A 25,893-nucleotide genomic window follows, 5' to 3' on the forward strand; every position below is an offset into this window, starting at 1 on the left:
CGTTAGTTTGGGGTAGAGAGCTTACTTACCTGTCCCGGATAGGCCATGAGCATGGATGAATCAAATGCGCTGGTCGAAGATGGGGCTTTCGTTGCCTGCTTGCTCATCCCACCAATTACTGTGGCCACAAGAACCTGCCGACCCTCATGGGTGAGTAATAGATTCACGGGTTGATTGCTGGCTGATGACGATTTTGGCGGCACGGATGGATAGCGCCCTTTCTCAGAATCGAAATCAGATTGGGATGGTGCCCATGGTTTATAGCTCCCTCCATTAGCTTTAGCGTTTTCATGGGCAAGGCGATCGCGCTCTGACATTTCAGCGGACTGTGAAGCAATCTGGTCGTAAGGCCGACCTTCCTTAATTGCTTTAATTCGGTTGTAGATTTCTACCGTTGAAGCTGCGAGAACCCCGCCTATCGCCAGTGTGACAGCATTTGGAAGGGTTCCTAATGACTTTTCAAGAAGCGGGAAGCCACTTGAACCAGTCAAAAATTTTAGCGGACCAATCAAGGCGCCGGTCGCGTGCTTCATCAGCCAAATGCTACCGCTCACTGAGGCTAATGCAGTTACCGCTAATGCTGCTTGCCCGACAAACTTTGCCAACTCAGGATGTCTATGTGCGATATCTGTCATGCGCTGCATTAAGTCAGTCAACTTGGTCAGGCCGGAGGTGAATGTATCTAACACCCCCCCCTCTTTGCCCATGACTAACTGTAGGTTCTCCCATTTTTTCTCGAAATCAATTTTCTTGCCGTTGTAAGTGCCACTGACAGCATTGTAGGAATCATTCAGGCCTCTCGATTGATTGAAAAGCTCCACTGAATGCTGAATTGTTTCCATCTGCTTATCAACGAGGTTAAACATTTTCCCGCCAGTTCTGCCGAAAATTAAGGCGTTTTCTCGTTGAATTTGGTCCTCTGAAAAATTATTTTTTTTATAAATCGGCAAAATCATTTGCTTGTAATAATCAATCGGAGATTCACTAAACAGCTTGGAGTTCACCAGCGGATTTCCAGTAAAGCGCTTTATACCCCCCATTTTGTTCAGCTCGATTTTATTTTTGTCCCATACTCCCATTTCCATTAGGTCTCTGGTGACTTGGTTAGGCAACTTTACGATTCCGTTTAGCCGGTTGTAGGAAGTCATTAATGCATCGCCAGCCGAACTACCCTTCAGCTCCCCGATAATTGGCTCAAGCTCAGCAAAAAGGGCCTTATTGCTGAGATTAAATGCTGAAGTACCAGCCTTAGCCATGAATTGTCTGTATTGGGTAAAGTCCACGTTGCCACCTGAGGACTGAATTGCTCGGAACCCTGCATCCATCAAATCATTGAAGCGTTGAGGGCTTTTAAGCCCGCCAGCCGTCTCAACAAACCGCAGCATATCCATTTGCTTGGCCTCTGTAGCTTCCCTTTGATGCTGATCTAATCCGCGCGAGGCGTAACCTAATTTTGCCATGACAGGAGCCGCAAGTTTTGCAGCATCAAGACTGTGTGTTTGTCTAAATACCCCCTGAGCCTCGACCATCAGCATTAGCATTTCGCTATCAGAAGTACCTTTGATTTTTTGGGCGTCTGCGTATTTTTGCGCATCCTTCAACGCAGCATCGCCCATTTTGAACTGATTGAATTTTTCTGAAATAGTTTGGTACTTTGCAGCCTCATCAACAAACCCACCAAGCACCTTCAAGCCAAGATAGCCGGTCGCAAGATTTGTCATGCCATCAGCATGAGAACCCGGTCCGAATCCGCGATTAGATGAGCTATTGCCTCCCCCACCTGAACCGCCACCACCCCATCCACCGGGTGGAACACCATTATTCCATCCGCCCCATCCGCCTCCCTGACCTTGTGGCCCTGGCAATGCCATCAGCCCATTACCCCGGCGAGCCCCGCCACCGCCGCCAGCACTGCCAGCCGATAATGCAAATGCACCCGCAGCCATGGCTGGGAATGCAGACCCGCCGCCATAACCACCGGTCAGCGCAGGAAGATTTCGGGTGGCAGTACTGGCTCTTTGTGCATGATCCGCAGCAGACCGCATAGCGCTGGCATATTCATTCGCACCGCGCGTTGCTCCCGCAAACTGATTGGTCAGAGAGTTATTCAAAGAGCGCATTGCTGAAGCGGCTTCTTTGGTCGCGCTAGTTACCGCTTTGATATTTTTCGCCATCTCAACGAATTTCTTATTGAGCTGGATGGCATCACGGCTAACCTGCAGCATGTTGCGGGTGATTTGGTCATCAAGTGCGATGCGAACAGCTACGCGGTAAGCCTGAACATCCATAGCAACCTCTTTGTTTGGGCATAAAAAAACCCAGCTCATTGGCTGGGTTCTGTTCTGTAATTTGTTTATTTAGCAGGCGTCAGATATCCAATGTATGCATACCAAGTATCACCAGAACGGGGTTCTCTCACTGCGACAAACTGCCGCCCTTTTTCGGGAGACTCAGGGATAAGGTAGTCATCATAGCCAATGACCTTAAGAGGCCTGATTGAGTAGCCAAGGCACGATCCGTTGTCCAATTGATGTATGGCGTCACTTTTTTTGGCTTCTTCAAATGGACCGATAATCCTGGAAGCAACCGCCTTCTCCAATGTCCGGCATACCCAGCCACCGTCTGAAAGGTTTGCATTTTCGCCAGCCTTCAAGTGTTCTTCAGCAAGTGCAGAACTACTAACGGCTGCCAGCAAAAGCCCCAGCACAAATGCCTTTATCATATCCATATCCCCATAAGTAACAGTGGTACAAATCCTAGCTAGGATATAGCGCAATAGGAAGCAAGAAACCCGCAGTTAAGCGGCTTAAGAGCTTTTGCGAGAATCTGTGATGAAGGTGATGATCTGTGAGGATATACTCTCGCGAACTTTTGTTGTTGCCTGATCCCTGATTTTTGAAATGGCTTCTTTTTGTTGCGCATTTAAACCAGACCATTGCGCTTTGTCAGGGCCAATTGAGTCATGGTATTCAGAGAGTTCAGCGCTACATCTTTCAAAAGCTTCATCAGAGATGATGCCAGCTGATTTGGTTGTTTTGACTTGGCTGTCTGCATATTGAGTTACGCAGTCGCTTAGGTTTTTTGCTGCACTCTCTAAATCAGCTTGCGCCACGGAGCACACCAGCAATCCCATCACCACTAAAGCTAACTTCATATCCCTATCCCCAAACGTAAGTGTTGGGATAAATCCTAGCATGGGGCTTAAGCAAGTCCACGCAAAAGCATCATTCGTTCATCCGAACAATTAAAACAGACCCAACCTTTCTCCCCTCGGAAGCTCCTTTATGGCTATGCCATGGTCGGCTAAACGAAAGTCTATCAACTGAGTTTTCTGTAATTGATACGAAGGGGATTTTGGCTCGCTTGAAGGTTGTGATGGCTGCTTTAATGGCATCGTTTGCCGATGAGTAGATTTTGTCCTTCTTTTGGATATTCCCACTCTGCCGATAAATTATAACTAAATATTTGCTGGCATCATCAAGATTGGCTACCTCAAAGATTTGATCTAAGTAAACAACATCTTTGTTGGCAGGGTCATCGGCTGCTTTTTGCTTTGCGCTCATGGATGAAAATCCAAAAGCAGCAATAACGAGAAGCCCTAAAATGCCAATGATTAGCTCCATAACCCTATCTCCATGAGTATCAGTGAAGTAAATCCTAGACGGGGTACGTCGCAATGGGAAGAAAAAAACCCACGAGTGCGGGTTAGGGATTAGCTATATATTTTTGATAATAGTTTTTAACATTTCTGATGACCTGCTTGGACTGCATGAAACCATCTAAAATACGCTGAAATGTATGATCAGGACATTGCTGTTTGATTATTAAATCCCCAGCGGTAACTCCAGCCACTAATTTTGTGGATGCAAAAACATCGGCTTTTCGATAGTAAACATAACTTTGGTGCCCTATAAATGGATGATCCCCTACTTCCAATAAGCAAGTCGGGTCATAGGGCAAATCAGGGTAAACCGTAGTTATGTTTACGAGCAAAACAGATTCTGCATTAGAATACTTTGGATAAGGAACTGGGTCATTGCACACTATATGCAAATGTTTTGACCCTCCTGAAGGGACCAAAATAGAGCCTTTAGCTAATGGAATAAATTGCGCCATTCTTTATCCAAATTTATAGCGGCTAAGGACGCAATCTAATTGCTCAGAATCAATAATTTTGCCACTCAATTTTTCTGCAACTTCACGAGTTCGACCTAAAGCTGAAAAAGTTGATGAAAATGGTATTGCAACTGAGGTATTGCCTGGATCCTGCCATTCAGCACAGTGCTCATGAGTAAAATCTCTAATTTGGTACTTACCCATGCTGCCAAATTCATCATAAATTCTATCCATCACCTCAATGTCTGCATCACTCAACTCATCAAGACCTTCAGGATTCAGAATTGCAACATTGAGCGCAACTTCATAATTGGCTTTGCCTGCCACCCAGTAGTTCCAACCAGCCCCGTCTTTATCGCCACCATTCTTCAATAAATCATAGGTTTGAGACAAAACAGGACCATGTTTCATGGCGACAAATCTATCTCCACTGATAGATTCCCCATACTCATCAAGTGATTTTCGGTCAGAAAGATACAATAACTTAATAAGCTTAAGATATGCCATGCGCCCGCCATCTCTCGATAGCAGGTAAGCAGCCATTTGAGCCACTCTTTCTTCGCTGAACATAACTTACTCCGGGTTAAGATGGAAAAAACTTCTGATTAGATTCTATGACGATGTCGTCAACCGTTCAATGTAAGGTTGACTCATTTTGATGACATCAGATATATCCGCATGAATTTTATGAGATTATAGATATTGCATCCAAGCTGGAAGTTAAGCTAGAATCCGCCGCCCTAAAATTTATCGTATATCAGTTATCGTCAGATTACGTAATAGCTTTAGCCAGCCGCCGCGTCTTCTTCGCCAAGTAGTAATCAGTAAGCCTTGAAGCCAGTCGTGATAGCCAGCCCAATCGCATCCATCAGAGGGTCAATCTTCCTGACGTACGCGGGGCCGATGAATGGCCTTGGCGGGATGCGGTCGGTGCCAACTTCCTGCCATAACCCAATCTCGCTTTTGGTCCCCACAATCGCTGCCAGTCCTACGATCTCACTTTCAATTGATTCGCGAAACTCTCCTGACCGAAGTAGCGGCTCATTGGCCGAGTAGCCAGCTGACACGCGCCCTGCCATTGTTGAGTCAGCAAGAGGCGCCCAGGCATCGAAAGAGCCAACGGCAGGCTGGTAAACGCCCAGCTCTTCTTTTGCCGTTTCCTCAATGTCTTTCACGATTAGCTTAAACTGACTTTCAAGCCCAATCGCAATTGCAGCGGAGGATTGAGCAATCTCTCTTGCGAACATATCAAGGTCCATCATGTGCTCTCCTCCCACTGCCGGGTTGCCCAGTTGTAAACGCCGCCCTCGAACTCTCTGGTTACAACGCCCATCGCTATGCGCTCATGAGGGAGTAGTTCATTCAAGCCAGGGAAAATAACGCTGAAAGGAACCCCTGACTTCATCAGCCAGCACTGGTTAACGAAGCCGGGGTTCTGGGCTAGTTTTTTGCTGCGGCATCCACGGCGTCAGCCGCGCTTTCTTCTTCGCTCTTAACACGCAGGTATTTGGTAACGGCCTTCAGGCCTTCCTTGCCCAAAATCGAAAGCATCGTTTCAACCTGCTTTGCGTTCTGCGGCACCGCATAATCATCGCCATCGATTTCCGCAACTGCTGCGACCGGGAATGCATACAGGTTCATATACATCACGTTCATTGCCATCTCTGCACCGACCGCAACGGTCAGGCGAGACTCCTGCAGCGGGTCCAGTTCGCGCAGTGTGATTAACCGGCCTTTCGAATCCTTCACCTGGTTGTCTTTTACTGCCGGCGCTTTCGCTTCTTCATCTTTGGTTTCGTGCACTGTTACCTGAGCCATTTATTTTCCCTTAGTTAACTTTTTTGCGGCGGTTTGCGGTCCATGACAGCACCTGAGCGACGGTCTTATCGCCAGTTTTGTTACCGGCATCAGTCAGGTGGAACGACACGCCTTCATAGCGGTATACGCTCACGGTGCCATTCGATTCGGTGATTGTCTCAGTGATGGTGCCCTTCTGCTGGTCGATACCATTGAAGTAGTTCTCTTCCCATTGCGCCCAGAAGTCATCAAGGGTGCCATCCTGTCGCTCAGCGTTGATTGTGCCGTTCCATCCATTAGGGATTTGTAGCTCATCACTGATGCCATTGAGGGGCGTGATTTTGTTGGTTGAGACCTGAGGCTTTGAATCGAACCCCATGATTTTCGGGATGCGAAGCTTGCCGGTTGGCGTGTTGATATCAACGGCGACATCGCGGCCCAGAGTGTAGCCAAGTTGCGGCATGGTAATTCTCCAAGAAGAAGCCCCGGATTAGCAGGGCTAAGGTTGTTAGCTGGATGGGGTATTGGAAACCGCGATTGAAACGCTGCCACCACCTTCCAGATTCACCAGGAAGTAGCGCACCACGTTGAGGTATTTGACCTGCACGTCAGCCACCATGTAACCCAGTGCAACGCGGGCATCTGGGTTATTAGAAGCATCCAGTTTCACGGAGAAGGCCGGGCCGCCGTTCGGGTCACCAATCATCTCTGCATCTTCGAGGGATGTAAGGAATGACTCGATGGTGCTCTTCGTTTCCCTGCGCAGTTCGGTTGTCTGGTTCTGGCCTACAACATCACCAAAGCTTGCCGCGATGGTCAGCGATAAGTAGTTGGTCATGCGGGTGTAAGTGTCATCGTTCTGGCTCTGCACCGAACTGGTATTCCTGCCGGAACGCATGCCGAAATAGTTTCCGCCAGGGCACGGGTTTGTGATGACGTCCAGACGCGCAGAGTTGATCGCCCCAATCTCAGGGATTGAGTAAGGCTGGTTTGCCAGTTGGCGCTGCGTTGCGATAATGGTGCTGATCCGCTTATTCAACGTGGAAATATGCGGTGACCGGGACGCGATATTTGCCGCTTCGAAGGTTGCCGGGGAGATCATGCGATTCACGCCGTTCACCGTGTCTTTCCAGTACGGCCAGTCACCGACGATCACCTTCATATGCCAGTCATCAACACCGGAAGTGTTTAGCAATGTTGAAAGTGCAGAATAGGTCGTACCAGCACCCCCCTGACTGATACCAAATGAACCTTCCGCTGCAGCAAAAGTTGCCATAGTCGGCCAGGCCGTTGAATCAGTCAGATCTGCTAGGTTGATTACCTGAGAATTGGTGCCGCGCAGTGCATACATGCCCTTACGGGTAGTGCTGGTGCCATCCGTACCCAGAAGCGTGGTATCAGTGATGGTCGCAGTGCCATCGGTGCCGCCCGCCATGGTATAGCTTGCGACAACATTTGGCACAGCGGTACTGGTTCCGATCGTGGCAATCGCTAACTGGCTTGCTCCACGGACGCTGGTTTGCCCGTTGTTCACAGCACTCAGCATGTTTGCCCATAGAGTCGCGCCGGTACCGGTGATGTTATCGAACACTTCAGCACTCTGGCCCGGCAGGTTGATCGTAAGCTTGTAAGAACTTACCGCTGTACCAGCCGTTACTGCTGCCTGAATGCTATTCCCACGCGTACCGGTATAAATGGCGGTCAGTGTGATACCAGTCACTGGAGTTGACGCAGTATCCTTCAGAGCGATGCTGGCTGCCATATCGGTGCCGTCGGTCACGCGAACGCAGTTAATATTAGTCGCGCCCAACTGAAGAGAGATTGAGACGGCCGTTGAAAGGTCGTATTTACGGTTCTGCGGAGATCCGAGATAGAGCTGCTGGTCAGTATCCGAACCAACCAGAAACGCGCTGTTAACCGGGCCCCAACTGCCAATGCCGACAATACCAAGGCCGTCAGTCGCAACGCCATTGATGTATCGCGTTTTCGGTGCCACAACCTGAACATACAAATCAGGGGCCGTGAGCGCCGTAGTGTTTAAACTGCCAGATTGGTAAATCGGCATGTTCTTCTCCAAATAAAAAACCCGCCACAATGGGCGGGTTGGGATGTCACAGGGGATGAATTACGCGGCGCGCTTGATCACGTACACGGCCTGCTCACCTTCGAGGATTTCTTTGATCGTTGCTGAGTCGCTAATCTCTTCACCAACCTGATAGTCAGCAAAGGCATGGCGAACCACCAGGATGTAGCCTGGCCCTTTCGTATCAGCCTTAGCGACTGGTGCGGTTTCTTCTGCAGAATCTGCCATTTTTTACTCCAGAATGGTTTTAATGAGGTTGCCAGAGGTGTCGGTAATATTCATCACAGGAGCGATAACCTGCGGCGCTGCAATGGTTTGAGTTGTGGCGTAGTTGACGGTGTAAATCAGGTCGCGGCGATAAACGAGGTAGTTCTCGCTGGCATCAGTATCAAACTGACGCTTATAAAGTATGTAGGCCGGGGCAAAGTCGCCCAGTGAAACATTGCTCTCTTCTGACAAAGCAGAGTCAAGAGCAGGGCCTATCAGGGAGCGCATTTGTGGTGAAGGCGCCCAAACGGTTATCTGGAAGTCCTTCTCCTGTCGGCGAAGTTCTCTCGAAGCCGTGCCCACGCCGCCAGTACGCGCAATAATGGTTCTGGCATCAGGAATGCTAATCACCGGCCCTGCATTACTCGCGCCAGGTATCTGGGATGCCATGGCGGTAGCTACTGAGGTAAGTGAATCGCCCCCCTGAACCGGATAGTGAAATCCAACGCCATCAATCAGAAAGTAAACGTTCGTCGGCAGCGATATAGCACCGGAAAGAGTCACCTGCTGACCTGATACCGTTGCTATCATCGGAGGTTCGCCGGTACTGATTACCCGGTAAGGGCGCCCCAATTCACTCCCAATCTTCCGCTCAGTTGGTAATGCCCACACTGAAATATGGGCACCTCCAGCGTTGATATCCTGCTGAAGGATGTTAGGGACAGGCCAGCCCGGGTAAATCTTGATGACTGCATTTGCGATGCTTGGTGATGCAGTGCCATTCGGATATACCGTTGCAGCCACTTTCGCGGCTATCACATTGCTTACTTCTGATTGGTCAGCCATATCACACCATTGCCTGCATCGCGGTCACGCGCCAGCCCATATCGGTTAATTCAGCACTTGAGATGACATATCGGCGCTCTATATCGTCGGTGATAATGTCGCTGGTACGCAGAGTGATACCCGGATAAGCAGGAAACAGAATTGCATACCATGGCGTTTTTGCATCTGCCGGTAGATTCAGGGAGCTTTTCTCCCCTTTCGTACCCTGCAGGATGTTGGCAGGCCAGCCAGACATAATCGCCAACTCGTTAGCCGCGGTTGTGCCCCCATATCCCTGCAGCCCGCCATTCCCCGGCTCCTGCGTTGTCCGAAGAACCTTTATGATTCTGTTGGTCTGAACACAATAGATCGGGAGAGTGGTTTGCATTGCGGCCACAAAGAAAGTGCCATCCTGAGGGGAAACCAGAAAATCGCCGGGTAGGAACTCACGCCCATCAAACACACCTAGCCACGTAGCCTGCCCGTATTTATTCGGTGCGCTGTAAGAGAAGTTTGTGGTGAAAGATGCCGGCAGCGTTTGAATTGATTCAGTTGCAAGCGGATCCGCTGCACTTGTTGCCCTGAACTGCTGAGCATCATAACCGATACGCTTCGCCGCTTTACCATAGCCGATATAAACCTTACTTCTCAGCTTTGCAGCATCCATATCACCCCCTGATAACTTGAGTGATACCGTTGCCCAGTGATGGCCCCGGAGCTATGCCAATGAAACCACAGAGCTGGCGACGCCACTGCGTGTAAAGCTTAGTGCGGTCACGAACTTCGTTTTTATTGTGATACCACACCGCAGCCTGGTCAGTATCGAGGTTGTCGCCAGAAGCCGGGATTGCGTCCTCGAGAGTAGCCAGTGTCGTGAGGTATTTAACGACGATTGTTTCCTCTTCGGGACGCAGAGTTTTAAGGCGATGAGCCAAAGTCTGCCATGCACCAGCAGAAACCCAGCCATAAGCTGAGTCGCTGTTGTCATCAGCAACTATATCGCCAAGCATTGAATAACCCATATATCGCCGCGTGTCGGCCAGTTGCTGATCGGTGAGCATTACTTCGCCTCGTCTTTCTTCTCTACCCAGCCGCCTGAGTGGTAGTTTTGAACTTCATCAGGATGAACACTGGCTTCATGCGGGGCTTCGTAGATATCCGGGTCACGCACCATCGTCACAAGCTTGACACTCTCTTTTGCTTTCAGTGCGTCAGCGTTATCGACATTGGCGAGATCGTTGGTTTGTTCATTGGTCTGGTCATTATTAGCTTCAGACTTGGTAGCCATGATATTTCTCCAGAGTTAAGCCGCCAGCTTCCCGGCGGCAGAGTTGTTAGCCCAGCATGATCGCAGTATGAGCAGGCTTGATGTTCTGGCAGCCCCATGCGGCCGCAATTTCATAGCGAACGCGGCGGTACTGTTTGTACATCGAAACTTCGAACGCCATACCGGTACGCGGGTCGGTGATCATGATGCGGTCATCGGCCATATCGCCCTCTTCAGGCAAAGCAGGCGCGCGAGTTGCCAATACGATTGCTGAACGGCTGAATGCGAAGTTCGCGGTGAAGTTGCTGGCAACAGTAATCGTCGCGCCGGTGGCAACAGCAGCACGCAGGCCAGGTGCTCCAATGGTGAATGAACCACCAGAGAGCGTTGAGGTGACCACGTATTTGAATGCCCCAATGGTGACGACATCACCAACAAGAATGGTGCCTGTACCGGTCTGTGCCGGGATGACGGTTGCGCCGATCGCCAGCGCACCATTGGTCACATAGCTCGCGCCAGTACCAGCGGTGTGGGTTGCCACGCCAGCCGACTCACGAATATTGAAGCCATGCAGTTCCAGCAGCGTGCCCTGGGCACGTAACGCGGTAGTACCCGCTTCATTCGCCTTGGTCAGTTGAGCCAGGGTACGAAGTGCGGCACCAGAAGTTGTGTCGATAACACACTGCAGATCGCTCAGCGGTGCGCCGTTATCAGAAAGGATCTTACGAGCCTGCGCGGTGTCGCTCAGGTTAGTAGCGAATGGCGTGGTGCCGGCGGTACCGGATGCGCGTGAAGACAGGTATGCCAGTTTGCCCAGGTCGGTTTCAATCTCGTTAACCAGAGTACGCATTGCCTGCGAAATCTGGTCGCGGCGGATGTTGCTATAACCTGGACCGTTATTGATTCCTTTCTGCTCTTCACCGCTCCAGCGGAACGGCACCATGCGTGATTTGGAGATGGTGAATGGGGTGTTACCAATCACCTGATCGCCGTCGTCTGGCGGAAGCTGGCCAGGGGCGACATCTTCTGCAGCTGAGGCGGGTGAGATTGGGATACGAATAGCCTGGTTAAGCGCAGCACGCTCAGCGGAAGCATCCAGAGTGACGGACGGGATAAAACCTGCCAGTTCACGAGAAACTACGTCCAGTGATTCGTACAAGTCAGGGATAAGGCCGGTGAGGGTGTTAGCCATCGAATTTTATTCCTATTAATCGGTAATTTGAACGCCTGATTTAGCCTGGGAACTCTGCTCTGTTGGGCTGAGTGCTTCGAACTGGGCGCGGGAAATTGTTTTGCCACCCCTACCGCCATTGCCACCGCCAGAACCACCGCCTGATGCGCCGGTGCCTTTGAGGATTTGGTCTTTGTATGGGTAATGTTCGACGAGAATCCCCAGCGCTTCATCAAACCCGGCAGCTTCGCCTGGATTGCTTGCACTAAAGATTTTGTTGCCTGATTTGTCGTAGGCGATGACGCTGTCACCCTCGAGCTTGAAGTTATTACCAAAGCGGGCTTCCACCATGTCGGCGGGAATACCCATTTTTTCTGAAATAAACTTCGAGCGGGCGAAGCTTCCACCAACTTTTTCGGCGATCAGTTTGTTGCTGAGGTCATCACGTTCCTGAAGAATCGGAGCGTATTTGTCTTCAACCGCCTTGATCGCTTCTGCGCGGACTTTCTCGACTTCACCGGCATCCACCAGTTTTTTAGCGTCGAGGTTTTTAATGGTTTCGAGTGCCTTCATCGCTTCTTTGGGGTCTTTGATACCCTCAAAAGCTTTCACAGCCGTCTCAGCTGACTCCGCACGCTCACGGTGTGACTTTGCTTCACCGTTCAGGCGGGAAATAGTCTGGACAGTGCCAGGAGCGTCAAAGGCTACTTCTTTGCCATCGTCATGCACATAAACAGGCTTGCCATCGGATACAACTACATGGCCGTTTTCGTCGAGTTTCAGTTTCATATCTGGTCCTCCAACCTTATCGTTAGGCCATCCGGCCCGGTGCGCCGCTCTGCATCCGCAGAATTTCGGCAATAAAAAAGGCCCACGCGTTAACGTGAGCCTGAGTCAGTCCAACCAGCGGGGTGCTAGCCGGTGAGAGGTGTGCTTACTTTGGAGGCTTTCGGCGGCTGGGATTCAATGCGCCCTTTCTCCTCCAGCCATTTAACATCGCTGTTAATCAGGCCGCGCCGCTGCATCTCGTAGAACAGCGTTTCATCAGAAAGCGTTCCGGCAACATTCATATCCATCAACAACTCAGCGGATGCTTCTGCCAGTGTGGCCGCGCCGAAGTCTCTGAAGATGGTTATCGAACCGCCTTCCTTTTCGCCTATCCATTCAGCCATGTATTCGAGTGCGAGATTTGTTGCGTCTGTGAGGTCGCCGATGATGCGCTGTAATGCACATGTACCGGCCTCATTATCAGCCACAGTCTGAACAACCGTTTGCCGTCCAGGCTTCACAACAAGCAGCTCAGCGCCGATTTGCCGCATCTTATCCTCAAGGTCGAGGATATCAACACGGCCGGCTTCAATGGCTTTGCCGGTATGTTCGACGTACTTGAGATCAGCGCCTTCTTCATCAGAAACTATCGCTGAGGCGGCACCTACCGTGATCGGCCCATCACCCAACTTTCTACCGAAGAGGACCGGTACGCGGGCAACGTGAAGGATTGTCTGCTGGTCGCTTTTAGACTGCCAGTGCTCAACATTCAGGAAGGCCAGTTCAGCCATTGGCGGCTTGGACTGCATGAATCCCAGTCGGTCACCATATACCGGCACGAAGGTTATCTTCTGCAGGCTGGTTGTGCCCTCCTGATGCAACTTCCACTCTATGGTGCCAGTCGTCTCGTTTTTCTTCTCACGATAGATTCGCCACCTGCCGATATTCAGCACCCTGACTTGCTCAATTTGTTTCTCAGCAAACTCATTTTGCGGATCACGCTCAGATACCACTTCCACGAAGCGGAGCATGGTGAATGTCTCCTGACCATCAATCCGCTTTGAGTCGAAGTCCAGCAAACTGTTGCCGGCTATCTTGGCAAAGTAAGGCCTTAGCCCACGGCGCTTCTCTTCAGCTACCGTCAGGTTCCCTTCGGTGGGGGGATGCTCAACCAGAATCCCACTCAGGCCATACCCCATTGCCTCTTCGCAAACGCTGGCAAGGAACGAATGCAGGTTTGTTCCCTGCATATCGATATCCGGGAACATTTTTTGAATGCTCTCAGGTACCTTCTTCTCATCCCACGTAACCGGACGGGAAAACGGCTTTCCGCTGAGCACTTCAATGGTTCGTGAGAAAGCAGGAAACAGAGTGGCAGATTTCAGGCGATTTTTATAAAAGCCTTCATCCTCATTCGGCCACTGAGGAAGATAAACTTTCCCGGCATCACGCATTGCAGACGTACCGCCGAGTAAGGCAGTAATCATCGGCCAGCAAGTGGCGATGGCCTCGACTTTTGCTGACCTCTTGCGAACGTCATTACTCATTGTTTTATCCAGTTATCCAGAGAAAGGCCTGACCGTCGTTCCTTTCGGCTGGAACAATTCGGTTATTGCCCAAACCAGCGCATCGAGCCGGTCTGGTGATTTTTTAGAGGTTGCTGGCACGTACTCCATCAGCTGATTTTCCAGGGCGTAGAGGTTGCCTCTATGCGCCACGCGGCCTTGTTCATAAAGAGCTGAGATCGGTTCAGCTCTGGCGTATTTCCCTTTGCTGGCGTGCACCCGAATGATGCGGCCGGTAAACCCAGCATTTCGCAAGGTATCCTCGGCCATGTCGCCACCCTGATTGGTTTCGATCACGATCGCTTCAGCGCGATGTTCGTTATAAGCCCATATGGCCTTTTTGGCCCAGCCGTTTGGTGAGAATTTACCGGAGTAGTCGCCATCGACAGAAAACAGGCGCTCATTGCCTTTTCCGTATGAGCTGGCGGCCACAATACCGGTTTCATCGCTGTCTTCATTATTCACTGCCTGCGGGTCAATCGCGATAACGGTACGGGTTGCTTCGATAGCAATTTGCAGCGCACGCGCGCTGGCTATCATTCCCTCATTCCACAGCGCACCTTCGGCATTAAAGCGCCGTGGCTTTTGCATGTACTGCGCCTCAGCCGTTCTGCGGTGAGAGAACAGCGAAATGCGATGTGATTCATTGTGCTTGAAAGGCCAAAGCCAGCCATCCGGCAGACCATGGTCAATCGGTATCGCGTGAGTGTTTTCCGGGTAAAGCGCGCTGTAGGACTGGCTGTTGTCGACGAGTACCGGCAAATTCAGGTGGTGCCACTTCTCGCCGCTACCTCCGCGTAGCAGATACCCGCTCAAGTCCTGGTAGTGTATGCGCTGCATAATCACGATCATCGGCGTGGTTTCGACAGCCAGTCGTGACTTGATTGTTTCGTTGAAGCGGTTGTTAACACCATCGCGAACTGTCTCGCTATAGGCATCGTCAGGCTTTACAGGGTCATCAATAATTAATGCGCCCTGCCAGCCTGGCTCCATGTGCCCTGCTCGAAAGCCTGTAACCTGCCCAGCAGCTGAAGAGGCGTACACGCCGCCGCCATACTCGTTCCACCACATCGCCTTGCTGTCAGCATCATCCCGCAATTCCATCGGCCACATGCTTTGATAAGCCTTCGACTTGATCATGCCGCGTGCGGTTGATGAGTTGAGTAGAGCGAGGTTGTGCGAATAGGACAAGTGCATGAAACGGGCTCGATTGTTCAGCGTCAGCCCACGCCCCATCATGTTGATGGTTGCCAGCTCTGTTTTGGTGTAGCCAGGCGGGACGTTGATAATGAGCCGGGTAATCTCACCATCGATAACGCGGTCCAGCGTTTGCTGAATCACTTTGTGATGCGGCGCGACAATCATCTTTCCGCCGGTGCGCTGCTTGAAGAAGTATCGAGCGTAATAAAGCCCGTCCTCTTCACACTCTAACCGGCGTGCATAGTTCTTTTGCTCAGCAGTCGTCATCCTCCAACATCTCCCGCCGCGCAGCTTTGTATTCGTCTTTTGTCAGTGTGGCTGACTCAATAGGACCGCCATCTTTCCCGGTGTGTTCAACCTTCTGCCGGTTGGTATAAGCATCACCACACTCTTTGGCGGCCTGCTCAATGAGTGATGCAGCCAGAACCATGTTTTTCATGCTCTCGGCTTTTGTCATCATCCGGTCAAGAGTCCGAAGTCGGTAGGACTTATTGGCGATCGGGATATCGGATATCTCGTTCTGGAATCGTTCACGTGTCGACTTAAAGAGATCTACCCATTTCTGACTGAGCTTCTCCGCCATGGCATTGCCTGGGCTGTATTGCGACACCTGCTGACGTGATACCTGAACGTTAAATTCCGCCTTTACAAGCTCAACCACTTTCGATGGAGGCTCGAAGCAAGCCAGAGACTGTACGATGAAGGATTTAACCTCTGTCGATAATGCTGCCATTGGCTTCCTCCATGACAATCTGAATAAATGTTTAAGCCAGCTTCATGAGGCATGTTCCGCATGCTCTGGCTACATTAAGATGGGCCACTTCAGCAGGCTTGCTGGCAGCTTCCACTAACTGCTGAACGTCTGCACTGGCACCGTAACGACGGACAACGCCAACAAACTCTTCAACGTCATGTCCGCGCATGGCCAGTACAGGCTGCCCCTCTTTATTGAACTTAGGTGCGCCGAATTCATCCTGTGCCTGGGCTATGTGATAAAGCTCATGCTCAACCAACGCGCAGAAGTCGAGGTCACTACACTCTGAGCAGTAATCCCCTGCAAGAGTGATGATGAATCGGGGGACATCTCCGAACCAGTCATGCATCTGTTGCTGCATTCTTGCCTTCTGCCAGCCACCTGCCCGCATAGCGACTTCTTCAGCCTGACCTAACACAGTCCTACCCTGCTTTGTGAAAGCGCTCGATGCCCACATGAAGCGGATATCGGCCTCAAGCAGATGGAGGTGGTCAGGGTTATGAAGGTTTCCTTCCTCATTGAGGATGTGCTCTTTTACCCATTTGTGGATTTCATTGGCAGGGGTAAGACTGATGTGAGGATGGAATGCATCAAGGAAGCTTTGCTTTGGTCGCGGTCGGTTAAGTTGATCGCTCTGCATACTTCCCCCTTAATTGGCATTCTCTTCACTTGCTTCCGGCACGTACTCCATCTTGAGCACGTCGTCCGGCGCCAGGTAAACCCATGAGCCGTCTTCTTTGGCTACACCGATGAAGCCGTTAACCATCTCAGGCTGTGATCGGTTCATCAGGCCTTCGTGGGTTTCACCTGACTTAGTGGTTACTGTGATGCGGTAGGTGCCAGGCATATTCACTCCAATAAAAAACCGCCCGGAGGCGGCTGAGTATATTTTTTGCTTCATGAATGTTGGCCTGATGCCCTTAGCCGAAGATTTCTTTCATATGAATCCCTAAGGCCTTAGCAAGTTTACTGATGGTGGACAGAGAAGGATTTCTTTTCCCTGTTTCTAAGCTGCTGAGATAGCTACGGTCTAAATCACATGCATCAGCCAAAGCTTCCTGAGTCAGATGCTTATCTTTTCTCAGCAATGCAATCCGGTTTCCAAAGTAGACCTGAAGTAGTGTTTTCATCGAGAGTTACCCATGGATGACAAAAAGTGATTTGCAATGCGGGCAAAGCATAATCTTTTCATGGGACTGTTTACTAATGGACTGTTTTGATTTTTCTCCGCATACAGGACAAGTCGCGTAAGAGGTGATTTTAGCAATTTGGTCCATTACCTGGTTAAAGTAGGACATCGCATTTGGCCTTTTTGGTGAATGGGCCTAATCATACCACCTCTGGTTATTTTTTACTCAAACCATGATGTCTATATGGATTAGCAGATTATCACAGCGGCCTTAGGCCGATAATGTTTCTGGGGTGAATCTTAATTAGGCGCACTAGCAAATGCGCCTTGTTATGGTCACGCCACGCCTGTAAGGGCGGTTTGCATGACTAATCGCTACCACTCTCACTCTCTCTTGTGGGGAATGTTGAGAGAAAGTTTACCCTTGCCATAATTAATTTAAACTAATCAGTGTCATAGTGCTATAGCAACGTTTTTTGTATGCGTATTACCCGTACAGGTGATGTAATTTAGCTTTAAATGCTCTATTGTTAAAATTCCCTTAACAATTTCGTGGTGAGCTATGGAATGGGATGTGGTAGCAGCGATCCCATCAGGAAAAGATAACCTACAGATTTTAAAGGTTATATCACCTGGTGACTTAAAGTTTATAATCTGGGTTAAATCTAATCTATCTATTACCGTGAAGAGCGTATTAACCCCTGTGATAGATGGTTACATAGCGAACAAGGATAGAGGCCACTTCGTTACCATTCAGAAAGTTAAACCATATTGCGTACATGAATGGCTTTCTCTTCAGAATGAAAATCATCCGTCTGAAGCAAAAGAAAATGCTTTCAAGATAGCTATGGGTAAGGCTATTAGCTAGCATCGCTCCCTGGTCATTCGGTAAGCATTATCAGAGCCATTTGGAAAAGTTAATGGCTCTTGTAATGGCCTACAGGTACTTTTGCGCCAGCGCTTTCAGTTCGTCTTTGGCCGCGTTACCCAGCTGAGCAACACCAGCTTCAACGAATGCGAAAGCCGCTTCGAAATCCTTTACCCCAGTCTTAACCACTGCTACCGGGGTTGGATCAACTATAACGGTCTGCACGGTGGTGGTTGCTTCTGGTGCGGTGTCTGATGCGGTAATGTCGGTCACAGGTGTTTCCTTCTGGTGTTTTGTGGTGAGCCATAGCCAGGCTCGTTTAAGGATGTTCATTTTGGCTCTCCGCAAACTTTCACGTAGGTGTCGTTATGCGTGTTGATTTCCCTGACGGTACGAATGTCCATCAGCTCTGAATCTTTGCCGTAGGTGTAGATGGGGCTGAACAGCGTGCAGCTGGAGTCAGCTACCGTGGTCGGGTTACTCTGACCGGTTGAATCGGGACTGCTGCAGCTTGCGACGAGCATCGTTATCGCTGAGAGCATAATTGCTTTGCTGAACATCCTTCACCACCTCTGTGTTTTCTTTCTGCTTTTCAGCAACGGCAGATACCTGGGCTGATTCAACTTTCGCTGCGGTAACGTCTGCGGCCGCCTGAGTTTTCACGGTGCCAATCTTCTTGCCGCCGAAGTAGCTACCAATGAACCCTGCAGCAACCAGGCCGATGCCGGCTAACCAGCCCCAACCACCCGTAAACAGTGAGATGAATTCGTTCATGGCCTGCGCTCCATTTCCTGCTTCTGCTCTACCAGCTTGTGCTGGCGGATGAACTGGGACATGACGGCCATTGCCACCATGAACGCCCCAATCAGGCCGAGGTAGTTCTGAGGCAGAAACGACTTGATGTCAGGTGGCAGCATGTTCCAGCCATTCATAGCGGCATCAGGGAAGGACTGAACCCATGCGCTTAACGCTGATCCGATCGAGGCCAGCCACACGGACCAAGCTTTGAACAGCAGCCGGGCATGCGCCACAAACTCGATTGATGAGTATTTGCGAATTAGCAGTAAGGCGAAGATGGCGATCAGGATGATGGCGAAGAAAATTAACAGGCTCATATCAGCCCCTTGTAAGCGTCATAACTACCGGTTCGCATTACTTCAGCATGGCGTTGTGCGCGCTTTGGCGTTTGCACCGCCCACTTACTGTTGAGCATGCCGGCGGATGCGCCTGAGAAGTTGCCATTAGATATCATCACCAGCGTGTTCTTGAATGCCGCCAGCCCATCCACGCCCATCTGATATGCCATGGAATAGAGAATGTCTGCACGCGCCGGATTGCATTGCTTCAAAGCGATGGCAATATTCTGGCGGGTGTTCATGTCGCGGATTTTCTGGTCAACCATGCACTGCGTCCAGGTGTCACTGACTGCTTTAGGCACGCGGAACGTGTAGTTGGCCAGGTTGGCATTTTTGGGGCCAATCTTGATGCCGACCGCTACTGTCGGGTAACCCTCACTATCAACGTAAGGAATTTCCCGGTAACCCTCTTCGTAATTGAGGATCGCAATAATCTGGCTCACTTCGAATCCTCCGTTACCGCCTGCTTAAGTTCTTTTTGTGTGGGAAGCTGATCGACCTGCTTCTTAATCTCTTCAACTACCTTGTCGCGGGCCTCTGCCTTTGGCAGGTACTCAGCACGAAAGTAGAAGTAACCGGATGAAACCCCGCCAAGAAATATTGCGAATGACGTTAAAGAAATAATCACCAGCATTTGCCAGGTAAGGATGGTTTCACCTTGGGAGTTCTTGATCATCATTGAACCCTCAGGGATTCTCGAAGCTCGATGAGTTGCTTAACCATCTCCATGTTTGAAGTGGTCAGTTCTTTCACCTGCTCCTTAAGTAGGGTGTTTTGTTCTTCGAGGTGTTTTTGGGATAACTGGATTATCTGGAGCGTAGTTTTGGTTTCTGATATCTCAGCCCAATACTTTCTGATCGTCTCGTCACGCTCTTCGATCTCATCACGCAGCTGCTTGTTCTCTTCCTTGGAAAGCTTTAACTGATCCATCTGCCACTGCAGCATGTTGATCTGAGATTTGTCGTTAGCGTTCTGCGCCCTGCTGCTAACCCAGTAACGACCAAACGCCATGACTCCAGCAATGGATGCGGCCAGAGATCCGCCAGCACCAATGAAGAACTCTTTGGTTATATCAAATGCCATAGCCGTCTCCGGCGATCCCGGTCAGACCGGCTCTTTTGCTGTTGTAATAAAATGCGCTGCCGTGAGAATGGACACAGGAGAGTCTTAAGGGGATTCACGGAGCGCAAAACGAAAAAGGCCACCCGAAGGCAGCCTTTGAATTATTATTTTGAGCAACACCTTAGGCACTTAATTGCCCCAGGCTGTCTTTTTATCGCAACACTCAATGCATCATTGCTTGTGTAAAATGTTCCGAGAAAAAGTCTGTCATCTCTTATTCGGGTCATCTCCATACAACCCGTCTTGTGCACAATTATCCTTAACCTTAACTTTTTGGAATCTTCCATGTAGTAGTAATCACCCATGATTTATCCCGATGTTACGGAGTCCGTTTCCAGACAGTAACATGTAGGAATGTAAATATATCAACATTCGTCATAACACCCCGACATTAGGAAATATCTTTAGCGGAATGAGTTACACAAAAAATTTAGAGCAATGCTGATATTTTTTCAGATTCAAGCGCAATAATTAAATCCTTTAATTATTTAATATGGCTGAATTTAATTAATGAAAAAAGCCCCAACCGTTAAGGCCAGGGCTTTTTTGTGACGCTTCATTTCAGCATCACCGCGCTCAGTTCGCTTTACTTCCCGAGCATAGCTGCATTTAGCCAGGTTTATTGCCCAATGTCTTTAGCTATTCGTGCTATCAGGCTGCCAATGCAGAATATTCCTTCTCCATTTCACGCTTTACAGCGTAATACAATTCTCCTTCAAGGATATCCTGCGCCCATTCCATTCTATTGCGGGCCTCTTTCGGTGTTACGCCGGTGAAGTAAATTAACGACTGAGCGATGTTTTGCGCGCTCTTGCATTTGCAGTATCGTAATCTGGCTACAGAGCGGATCGGGTTATCCCGTCCAAACGTTTTCACGATTACCGATTCCATAAAGGCAGCATCATCTGATTCTTTGGCGAGAGCGATGATGTTGCCGGCTGATGATTGTGGGACCAGGATGTCACGGGCTTTACGGAGTAACTCTTCCCCTCTGTAGCCTTCACAGTGAAGCTCTGTGACAACCCTCTCTATCTGCCTGGCTTTCTGCTCACTCCATTCACAGCGCATCATGAGCCTGCCAAGAACGTTAATTTCACCACGCTCATACTCATCACCGGAAAGGTGATCACCCCATACGGTCAGCAGATTGCGAATCCATGCCTGCTGCGATCGGTTGATGGTCTTCCAGCCGGTTCCGAATAGCCTGCGCATGTCAGCGGCAGTACGAACACCAGCGAGGCGAACTATTTGCTGATAGTCACGCTCTATTCTCATTTCTGGCTCCCATTAGCTTTGCTGTGTTGCGGAGGATGCGGTAGTCAATCGGGAAGGTGTTGCGGGTGCGGTAGAGCCGGAGGTGACGCCATTTCTGTCGGAGATAGTCGATCATGCAGCCTCCGTTATTTCATTTCGGTACCCGATGCGATCGCATGCCACTTGGTAAATGGCCGAGTCTTTCTCAATACCGATAAAATCCCTTCCTGATTCCTGACATGCCACACCAGCGGTACCACTACCCATCGTAAAATCGAGTATTGTCTCGCCGGGATTGCTGTAGGTTTCGATTAGGTACCGGATCAAAGCCACTGGCTTTTGAGTGGGGTGGTAATTGCCTTTCTGCTTATCGCTCGAAAAGAACTGAACATCTCGAGGGTACCGTGATGTCGAGTCATATTCGGTTAGGGTGTAGGCTTTTCCATAACACTCAGAATCGACTGTTTTGCGCTTACTCGTACGGCGCTCATGACCGTGGGTGAACTGCGGGTTGTATGTTGGCTGCCGACGATAGAAAACCTCGATGTTTTCATGCGCACGAAGTGGCTGCTTTTTGGCATTCAGGAACCCTGTAGCGTTCCCCTTCTCCCATATCCATTCACTTCGCCAGTTCTTGAGGTTGCTGGCGACTAAAACACTGGTGAATGGCTGCGCTGAGAAAATCACTATCGCCGCGTTTGGTTTTGCTACACGGTAAAGTTCCAGCCACATGCGCTCGAGGTCGAGAACCGAATCCCATTTGCACTCAGTGGTACCGTAAGGTACATCCGCGCAAATGAGGTCAATGCTTCCTGCTGCTATTGTGGGCAGCACTTCAAAACAGTCACCATGATGTAATTGAATCATGCTGCTTCGCTCCTTTGCTTATTAATTTCCCGCAGAAAAGCCCTGTATTTCGCACGTAGCGAATCCAGTTCTTCACGGGTGTATCGGTGAGGGTTGTTGTCAGATTCGAGCGCTATGACGCGCTGAAGGCCGATTTTTGATATGAGGTTGATGCGGTACGGCCCGATGTTGCCGGAGTGGTGGGTATTGCACGCACTGCATTGTGATGAAACATTGTCCTCATTAAATCTCAGGTGCGATGCCGCCGCAGTAGAGCGATAATGCCCGGCGTGATAGCTGACCGCCGTTGTGCTGCCGCAACTGATGCAGACTTCCCCGTCCCGCGCCCTGATGTAGTCGTTGAATGCCCGCTGGGTCATGTTCATCCAGTGGCTTAACGGCTTAACATCGGCTTTGCGCTTGTTCCATGCAGCACGCTCAGCTTTCTCCTGTCGCTTTTGTTTACGATCGGATAGCTGGTTAGCGAGTTGGATTGCACATTTGGGAGAGCAGACGGTCTGAAGGCTGTTGCGGGGTGTGAACTTGGTGGGGCAGCATTTGCATTTACGGGGTTTCGGCGGCTTGATGACTGTTGCCATCGTATCCTCCTGCTATGTTAGCGTTCGGGTCTTCCAGCATCCAGGCAGCGCAATCGTCGCAGCAGTGTGCTTCGTCTTCGCTCAATGGGCGGCTGCACTCCGCGCATACCCTGTCATATGACTCACTCATACCCTGCTCCATATCGGCTGTTCCCAGCGCTTGCTTGGGATCGGTTCGTATTTGGTTTCTGGAAGCAATGCCGATACCGTCCACGACTTGTAATCGGCGGCGAGGTGCTTTTCGGTTTTGATGTTGCGGGCGGTGTAGCTGAGGATTAACTGGTTGGCTTCTTCGATGGTGCAGTCTGAGTGATGGAACCATGATTTAGCCATGACCATTCCTCTTGTGCTGCCCTAACTGACCGCGATAGACCATCAGCACGCCATTAACTATCGCGTGCTGATTAGCCTTAAAGTCACGGGCATACTTCCTGATGGTTGCTCGGTTAGAGTTAATCTTCCTTGCAGCCTCAGTTTGATTGCCGCGTGTGAGGGTGAGTAATTCAGGTATCGTGGTGAGTTGTGCGTTCATACCCTGACTCCGCGTAGTGGTCGATCGATTAACCGGTAAATGCTGCTGTATTCCCGGCACATATCGAATATCGCGTTTTCACGCTTTGGCTTGCCCGGCACACGCCCCATTGGCTTAGCCAGGTGAGAATGATTGGCCGTCTGACGCGCTGAGGCTTCTGTCGCTTTGTAAGCGGGATTAAGCCTCGCGGAGGTGTGAATGTGATATCCCTCGATTAGCACTTCCCCCCTTGAGGCCATCTTAGATAGCGCTGAGCAGGAGCTGCATCGCTTATAGCCAAGTGATTCAATGTGGTCGTGGATGATGCTGGTTGATACGTGTCCGGTTCGGCCGATCAGAAACTCTTTGATTCGGTCGCGTGCTGTCATGCTGCATCTCCAAAGCGCGAAGCCCATTCTGCTGCACGGACTGATTCATCGCTGAAAGTTACATTGTGGTTTGCGCCGAATGCGTGAATCAGGGTTATCAGGTCACGCATTTCACTGACGCGCATTTTGCTTGTTGACTGGCCCAACACGACAAAGCCCCCATCGATACCCGGTACTGTGTCCTGTTTCTTCAGGCTGGCGCTGAAAACATGCTTCCAGCTTTCGGAGTCCATCTTTCGCCCATACCAGATGACCTGACGTGAGACGTCATTCAGGCATGACCACAGCATCCTGTTTTGCGCGAGGCTTCTGGTGTCTTCCTGGATTACGATTTGGTATGGCTTGGAGGAATTGGCGGGTAACTGCTGGATGGTGCTGATGATGTGCTGTCGGATGTTGCTGTCACGCAACACGAATGTTTGCTTCACGGTTTACCTCCGGGTGTTTTGCTCCTGCAAGCTTGCTATCTCTGCATCAATGGTGCTGATGAACTCATTGATTACTTGGTAACTTTGTCTTTCGATTATCAATACCCTAAGTAAGAGAATGGAATTTCTGAGCTTTTGAAAACTCGAGCGTTCTTGTTCAAGAGACTCTTTATTTGATTGCATCACAAAACCTCGAATCTTTGTTTAAATAGTTATAATTCTTATATTTCCCTGGTGTAAATACATCATCTTTGTGGGTAAGGCCAACTTTTATCTAATCCGACTGCGGAAGATAGCCCGGTAATCAGTAAGTACGCAATCAGGATAACGAAGAGAGCCAACACCAACAACTCAATGATTTTAAGTAACTTTAAATTAAACCTCATTAGTAACTCCTTTAATGAAAGTGAACATACCCACAAAAAACATAGGCCGTTACCGGTAACATATCAACTTTCCCAAAGAAAAATAACTTCAATTTTGTTAACTAAAATGTCATTCATCTCTGATATTCATTTTTACTTTTATGAAGACCGTATCTTTCTCGCAGCTCAGCGATTTTATCCAGGCCCCTCTCATTGCTGACCGGGATGTGTAGTTTTGGAATCTGCACTACCGGTGCCGGGATGGGTTCGCCAGCCTGAATCCTACGTGACATAGTTTTCAGCTCTTTGGCACAGCGCTTGCGAAGCTCCGGATCGGTCAGGTTCAGCGAGCGCATTTCCGAATAGAGCTTTGTCACCATCCAGTAGGCCGGGTTGTTTGGCCACGGGTAGGCTTCGGGTGAAGAGAAATCACCGCGCCGCGCGCTGTAGGTCATCACCATGTCGTAAAGCTCGTCAGAGTCAGGCAGGCCATGACGACTTGCTTCGCCCTGATTGCACCAGGCAACAAACTGGCCGGGCGACGGGAGGAACGGTGTTTCCTGCTGGCGGGCTATCTTCATCCCGGCCTTCACCTGGTCCATGCAGGTTATGCCGTTCTCAGCGAAGGACAGCACCCACTGGCGGCGCAGCTCATTCAGGTCATCCTGCTCTTTGATGGTTGCCATCAGCGCGGGGAATGCCGCTTTAAGCTCCCGGAACAGTTCGTTGAATATCTTGATCGCCTGCTCCGGTACCTGCTGGACAAGCTTTTCAGGCGCGTACATCTGCTGAAGTGATTTGCCATCACGGTTCTGGATGGCCGTTACCAGGTTTCTCATAGCTGTAACCCCTCTGCCCAGTCAGTGTTGTTGAAGTCCAGGACAGGCTTGCCAGTTCCGGTACCGGATTTCACCTTGTCGCGTTTGATTGCCAGCTGCGACCACTTCTCACGAAGCTTTGCAGGACACAGAACATTGCCGCACCAGAAACTGTCCTGGCTGGCCCAGCGGAACAGGCTGCACATGCCGCGATGGTCGCGGCCATCTTTCTCACGCATCAGCCGGATGTCATTTGCCCATCCTGCAAAGGCGGGCTTTCTTGCAGAAGGCTCGATTGCCTTCACCACATCGAACATCCACTCAGCCGCTTTCAGATCGTCAGCAGTCCCCCACTTGTCACCTTTCGATGATTGAATGGCTGCTTCAGGTCGTTGAGGTTTTTCTTGCTGGGCGGCAGGAGGGGAAATTCTCTGACTAGAATCTAATACGTTAGTATTAGATGTTATATTGTTTGTGGCACTTTGATGGCAATCTGTTGGCACAACCTCCTCTCCAGCCCTTGCTGTAAGCGGGATTGCGTTGGCACTTTGTTGGCAATCTGTTGGCACAACTTTTTGCTGATAATCGTCGTATTTTGTGACCAGAATCTTCGAAAACTTCTTGTTCGATTCCTTGCTGATCATCCCCAATTTTTCGAACTTCAGAAGCAGATAT

At 50.1% G+C, this 25,893-nt stretch carries 41 protein-coding genes and 1 pseudogene; 1 reads left to right on the plus strand and 41 read right to left on the minus strand.

Translation table 11 applies throughout. The features are described from left to right. Window positions 1-2 precede the first annotated feature (2 nt). The 24 genes from E2F51_RS23970 to E2F51_RS24180 form a co-directional block, all read right to left on the minus strand. Window positions 3-2,288, minus strand: a complete 2,286-nt coding sequence (locus E2F51_RS23970; RefSeq protein ID WP_209215466.1) for a hypothetical protein — start codon at window positions 2,286-2,288, stop codon at window positions 3-5. A 65-nt stretch (window positions 2,289-2,353) separates the two neighbouring features. Beyond that, complete coding sequence (locus tag E2F51_RS23305) at window positions 2,354-2,722, minus strand: hypothetical protein (protein WP_134824719.1); 369 nt, start codon at window positions 2,720-2,722, stop codon at window positions 2,354-2,356. An 84-nt stretch (window positions 2,723-2,806) separates the two neighbouring features. After that, on the minus strand, window positions 2,807-3,154 hold the full coding sequence (locus tag E2F51_RS23310; RefSeq protein WP_134824720.1) for a hypothetical protein: 348 nt from the start codon (window positions 3,152-3,154) through the stop codon (window positions 2,807-2,809). Between the two features lie 70 nt (window positions 3,155-3,224). Beyond that, on the minus strand, window positions 3,225-3,623 hold the full coding sequence (locus E2F51_RS23315) for a hypothetical protein (RefSeq protein WP_134824721.1): 399 nt from the start codon (window positions 3,621-3,623) through the stop codon (window positions 3,225-3,227). Between the two features lie 82 nt (window positions 3,624-3,705). Then, a complete protein-coding gene (locus tag E2F51_RS23320) occupies window positions 3,706-4,116 on the minus strand; it encodes a hypothetical protein (RefSeq protein WP_134824722.1) in 411 nt (136 codons plus the stop codon). Between the two features lie 3 nt (window positions 4,117-4,119). Beyond that, window positions 4,120-4,686, minus strand: coding sequence for a Panacea domain-containing protein (locus E2F51_RS23325; protein WP_134824723.1), 567 nt, complete (start codon window positions 4,684-4,686; stop codon window positions 4,120-4,122). 251 nt (window positions 4,687-4,937) lie between these two features. Beyond that, the gene (locus E2F51_RS23330; RefSeq protein ID WP_245174159.1) at window positions 4,938-5,378 is read right to left on the minus strand and encodes a hypothetical protein; all 441 of its coding nucleotides are present in this window, start codon (window positions 5,376-5,378) and stop codon (window positions 4,938-4,940) included. A gap of 178 nt (window positions 5,379-5,556) precedes the next feature. Beyond that, window positions 5,557-5,934 carry a hypothetical protein gene (locus E2F51_RS23335; RefSeq protein ID WP_134824724.1) on the minus strand — a complete coding sequence of 126 codons (378 nt, stop codon included), beginning with the start codon at window positions 5,932-5,934 and terminating at the stop codon, window positions 5,557-5,559. Window positions 5,935-5,944: 10 nt separating this feature from the next. Further along, window positions 5,945-6,376: a hypothetical protein gene (locus tag E2F51_RS23340; RefSeq protein WP_134824725.1), complete on the minus strand. Its 432-nt coding sequence runs from the start codon at window positions 6,374-6,376 to the stop codon at window positions 5,945-5,947. Between the two features lie 45 nt (window positions 6,377-6,421). Then, window positions 6,422-7,978: a phage tail protein gene (locus E2F51_RS23345; RefSeq protein ID WP_134824726.1), complete on the minus strand. Its 1,557-nt coding sequence runs from the start codon at window positions 7,976-7,978 to the stop codon at window positions 6,422-6,424. A gap of 60 nt (window positions 7,979-8,038) precedes the next feature. Further along, window positions 8,039-8,224 carry a hypothetical protein gene (locus tag E2F51_RS23350; protein ID WP_013203191.1) on the minus strand — a complete coding sequence of 62 codons (186 nt, stop codon included), beginning with the start codon at window positions 8,222-8,224 and terminating at the stop codon, window positions 8,039-8,041. Between the two features lie 3 nt (window positions 8,225-8,227). Continuing rightward, the gene (locus E2F51_RS23355; RefSeq protein WP_134824727.1) at window positions 8,228-9,049 is read right to left on the minus strand and encodes a hypothetical protein; all 822 of its coding nucleotides are present in this window, start codon (window positions 9,047-9,049) and stop codon (window positions 8,228-8,230) included. A gap of 1 nt (window position 9,050) precedes the next feature. Beyond that, a complete protein-coding gene (locus E2F51_RS23360; protein WP_134824728.1) occupies window positions 9,051-9,695 on the minus strand; it encodes a hypothetical protein in 645 nt (214 codons plus the stop codon). A gap of 1 nt (window position 9,696) precedes the next feature. Continuing rightward, window positions 9,697-10,089 (minus strand): hypothetical protein, encoded by a 393-nt coding sequence (locus E2F51_RS23365; RefSeq protein ID WP_013203194.1) that lies wholly within the window; start codon window positions 10,087-10,089, stop codon window positions 9,697-9,699. Beyond that, window positions 10,089-10,316, minus strand: a complete 228-nt coding sequence (locus E2F51_RS23370) for a hypothetical protein (protein WP_134824729.1) — start codon at window positions 10,314-10,316, stop codon at window positions 10,089-10,091. Before E2F51_RS23370 ends, E2F51_RS23365 begins: the two co-directional genes overlap by 1 nt. A 46-nt stretch (window positions 10,317-10,362) precedes the next feature. Continuing rightward, on the minus strand, window positions 10,363-11,487 hold the full coding sequence (locus E2F51_RS23375; protein WP_013203196.1) for a P22 phage major capsid protein family protein: 1,125 nt from the start codon (window positions 11,485-11,487) through the stop codon (window positions 10,363-10,365). A 15-nt stretch (window positions 11,488-11,502) separates the two neighbouring features. Then, window positions 11,503-12,255 carry a DUF6651 domain-containing protein gene (locus E2F51_RS23380; protein ID WP_134824730.1) on the minus strand — a complete coding sequence of 251 codons (753 nt, stop codon included), beginning with the start codon at window positions 12,253-12,255 and terminating at the stop codon, window positions 11,503-11,505. A 125-nt stretch (window positions 12,256-12,380) separates the two neighbouring features. Continuing rightward, window positions 12,381-13,781 carry a DUF4055 domain-containing protein gene (locus E2F51_RS23385; RefSeq protein WP_134824731.1) on the minus strand — a complete coding sequence of 467 codons (1,401 nt, stop codon included), beginning with the start codon at window positions 13,779-13,781 and terminating at the stop codon, window positions 12,381-12,383. Window positions 13,782-13,793: 12 nt separating this feature from the next. Continuing rightward, the gene (locus E2F51_RS23390; protein ID WP_134824732.1) at window positions 13,794-15,266 is read right to left on the minus strand and encodes a DNA-packaging protein; all 1,473 of its coding nucleotides are present in this window, start codon (window positions 15,264-15,266) and stop codon (window positions 13,794-13,796) included. Continuing rightward, window positions 15,253-15,732 carry a DUF2280 domain-containing protein gene (locus E2F51_RS23395; RefSeq protein WP_134824733.1) on the minus strand — a complete coding sequence of 160 codons (480 nt, stop codon included), beginning with the start codon at window positions 15,730-15,732 and terminating at the stop codon, window positions 15,253-15,255. The genes E2F51_RS23390 and E2F51_RS23395 overlap by 14 nt, the downstream gene beginning before the upstream one ends. Window positions 15,733-15,763: 31 nt before the next feature. Then, on the minus strand, window positions 15,764-16,393 hold the full coding sequence (locus E2F51_RS23400) for a putative metallopeptidase (protein ID WP_134824734.1): 630 nt from the start codon (window positions 16,391-16,393) through the stop codon (window positions 15,764-15,766). 9 nt (window positions 16,394-16,402) lie between these two features. After that, window positions 16,403-16,600, minus strand: coding sequence for a hypothetical protein (locus E2F51_RS23405; RefSeq protein WP_134824961.1), 198 nt, complete (start codon window positions 16,598-16,600; stop codon window positions 16,403-16,405). A gap of 73 nt (window positions 16,601-16,673) precedes the next feature. Further along, window positions 16,674-16,883 (minus strand): helix-turn-helix domain-containing protein, encoded by a 210-nt coding sequence (locus E2F51_RS23410; RefSeq protein ID WP_134824735.1) that lies wholly within the window; start codon window positions 16,881-16,883, stop codon window positions 16,674-16,676. A 6-nt stretch (window positions 16,884-16,889) separates the two neighbouring features. After that, window positions 16,890-17,051: a YnfU family zinc-binding protein gene (locus tag E2F51_RS24180; protein WP_256372243.1), complete on the minus strand. Its 162-nt coding sequence runs from the start codon at window positions 17,049-17,051 to the stop codon at window positions 16,890-16,892. 405 nt (window positions 17,052-17,456) lie between these two features. On the opposite strand from E2F51_RS24180, the gene E2F51_RS23415 reads away from it, so the two are divergent. Continuing rightward, window positions 17,457-17,750: a hypothetical protein gene (locus E2F51_RS23415; protein ID WP_245174160.1), complete on the plus strand. Its 294-nt coding sequence runs from the start codon at window positions 17,457-17,459 to the stop codon at window positions 17,748-17,750. Between the two features lie 69 nt (window positions 17,751-17,819). On the opposite strand, the gene E2F51_RS23420 is transcribed toward E2F51_RS23415, so the two are convergent. The 17 genes and pseudogenes from E2F51_RS23420 to E2F51_RS23500 form a co-directional block, all read right to left on the minus strand. Further along, on the minus strand, window positions 17,820-18,083 hold the full coding sequence (locus E2F51_RS23420) for a hypothetical protein (protein ID WP_134824737.1): 264 nt from the start codon (window positions 18,081-18,083) through the stop codon (window positions 17,820-17,822). Next, window positions 18,080-18,274, minus strand: coding sequence for a hypothetical protein (locus tag E2F51_RS23425; protein ID WP_134824738.1), 195 nt, complete (start codon window positions 18,272-18,274; stop codon window positions 18,080-18,082). The genes E2F51_RS23420 and E2F51_RS23425 overlap by 4 nt, the downstream gene beginning before the upstream one ends. Next, window positions 18,228-18,524 carry a hypothetical protein gene (locus E2F51_RS23430; RefSeq protein WP_134824739.1) on the minus strand — a complete coding sequence of 99 codons (297 nt, stop codon included), beginning with the start codon at window positions 18,522-18,524 and terminating at the stop codon, window positions 18,228-18,230. The genes E2F51_RS23425 and E2F51_RS23430 overlap by 47 nt, the downstream gene beginning before the upstream one ends. Further along, on the minus strand, window positions 18,521-18,865 hold the full coding sequence (locus E2F51_RS23435; RefSeq protein ID WP_134824740.1) for a hypothetical protein: 345 nt from the start codon (window positions 18,863-18,865) through the stop codon (window positions 18,521-18,523). The genes E2F51_RS23430 and E2F51_RS23435 overlap by 4 nt, the downstream gene beginning before the upstream one ends. Continuing rightward, window positions 18,862-19,329, minus strand: a complete 468-nt coding sequence (locus E2F51_RS23440) for a glycoside hydrolase family protein (RefSeq protein ID WP_134824741.1) — start codon at window positions 19,327-19,329, stop codon at window positions 18,862-18,864. Before E2F51_RS23440 ends, E2F51_RS23435 begins: the two co-directional genes overlap by 4 nt. Beyond that, window positions 19,326-19,565, minus strand: a complete 240-nt coding sequence (locus E2F51_RS23445; protein ID WP_134824742.1) for a hypothetical protein — start codon at window positions 19,563-19,565, stop codon at window positions 19,326-19,328. Before E2F51_RS23445 ends, E2F51_RS23440 begins: the two co-directional genes overlap by 4 nt. Continuing rightward, window positions 19,562-19,969: a hypothetical protein gene (locus tag E2F51_RS23450; protein WP_134824743.1), complete on the minus strand. Its 408-nt coding sequence runs from the start codon at window positions 19,967-19,969 to the stop codon at window positions 19,562-19,564. The genes E2F51_RS23445 and E2F51_RS23450 overlap by 4 nt, the downstream gene beginning before the upstream one ends. A gap of 690 nt (window positions 19,970-20,659) precedes the next feature. Then, window positions 20,660-21,283 (minus strand): hypothetical protein, encoded by a 624-nt coding sequence (locus tag E2F51_RS23455; RefSeq protein WP_134824744.1) that lies wholly within the window; start codon window positions 21,281-21,283, stop codon window positions 20,660-20,662. Further along, entirely contained in the window at window positions 21,267-21,398 is a 132-nt protein-coding gene (locus E2F51_RS24365; RefSeq protein WP_134824745.1) for a YlcG family protein, read from the minus strand. The genes E2F51_RS23455 and E2F51_RS24365 overlap by 17 nt, the downstream gene beginning before the upstream one ends. Next, window positions 21,395-22,129: a site-specific DNA-methyltransferase gene (locus E2F51_RS23465; protein ID WP_134824746.1), complete on the minus strand. Its 735-nt coding sequence runs from the start codon at window positions 22,127-22,129 to the stop codon at window positions 21,395-21,397. The genes E2F51_RS24365 and E2F51_RS23465 overlap by 4 nt, the downstream gene beginning before the upstream one ends. Further along, entirely contained in the window at window positions 22,126-22,707 is a 582-nt protein-coding gene (locus E2F51_RS23470; RefSeq protein WP_134824747.1) for a recombination protein NinG, read from the minus strand. The genes E2F51_RS23465 and E2F51_RS23470 overlap by 4 nt, the downstream gene beginning before the upstream one ends. Next, window positions 22,673-22,849 carry a protein NinF gene (locus E2F51_RS24370; RefSeq protein WP_134824748.1) on the minus strand — a complete coding sequence of 59 codons (177 nt, stop codon included), beginning with the start codon at window positions 22,847-22,849 and terminating at the stop codon, window positions 22,673-22,675. Before E2F51_RS24370 ends, E2F51_RS23470 begins: the two co-directional genes overlap by 35 nt. Beyond that, window positions 22,834-23,040, minus strand: a complete 207-nt coding sequence (locus E2F51_RS23480; RefSeq protein ID WP_134824749.1) for a hypothetical protein — start codon at window positions 23,038-23,040, stop codon at window positions 22,834-22,836. The genes E2F51_RS24370 and E2F51_RS23480 overlap by 16 nt, the downstream gene beginning before the upstream one ends. Beyond that, complete coding sequence (locus tag E2F51_RS23485) at window positions 23,033-23,239, minus strand: protein ninH (RefSeq protein WP_134824750.1); 207 nt, start codon at window positions 23,237-23,239, stop codon at window positions 23,033-23,035. Before E2F51_RS23485 ends, E2F51_RS23480 begins: the two co-directional genes overlap by 8 nt. A 364-nt stretch (window positions 23,240-23,603) precedes the next feature. Next, window positions 23,604-24,035 carry a recombination protein NinB gene (locus E2F51_RS23490; protein WP_134824751.1) on the minus strand — a complete coding sequence of 144 codons (432 nt, stop codon included), beginning with the start codon at window positions 24,033-24,035 and terminating at the stop codon, window positions 23,604-23,606. Window positions 24,036-24,534: 499 nt separating this feature from the next. Then, entirely contained in the window at window positions 24,535-25,239 is a 705-nt protein-coding gene (locus E2F51_RS23495; RefSeq protein ID WP_134824752.1) for a replication protein P, read from the minus strand. Next, window positions 25,236-25,607 (minus strand): annotated as a pseudogene (locus tag E2F51_RS23500) (Replication protein O); the annotation flags it as partial. The gene E2F51_RS23495 and the pseudogene E2F51_RS23500, both read right to left, overlap by 4 nt. Window positions 25,608-25,893 lie beyond the last annotated feature (286 nt).

Origin of the sequence: Erwinia sp. QL-Z3 (assembly GCF_004551645.1) — a bacterium.
In the GTDB taxonomy this organism is placed as follows: Bacteria; Pseudomonadota; Gammaproteobacteria; order Enterobacterales; family Enterobacteriaceae; genus Erwinia; species Erwinia billingiae.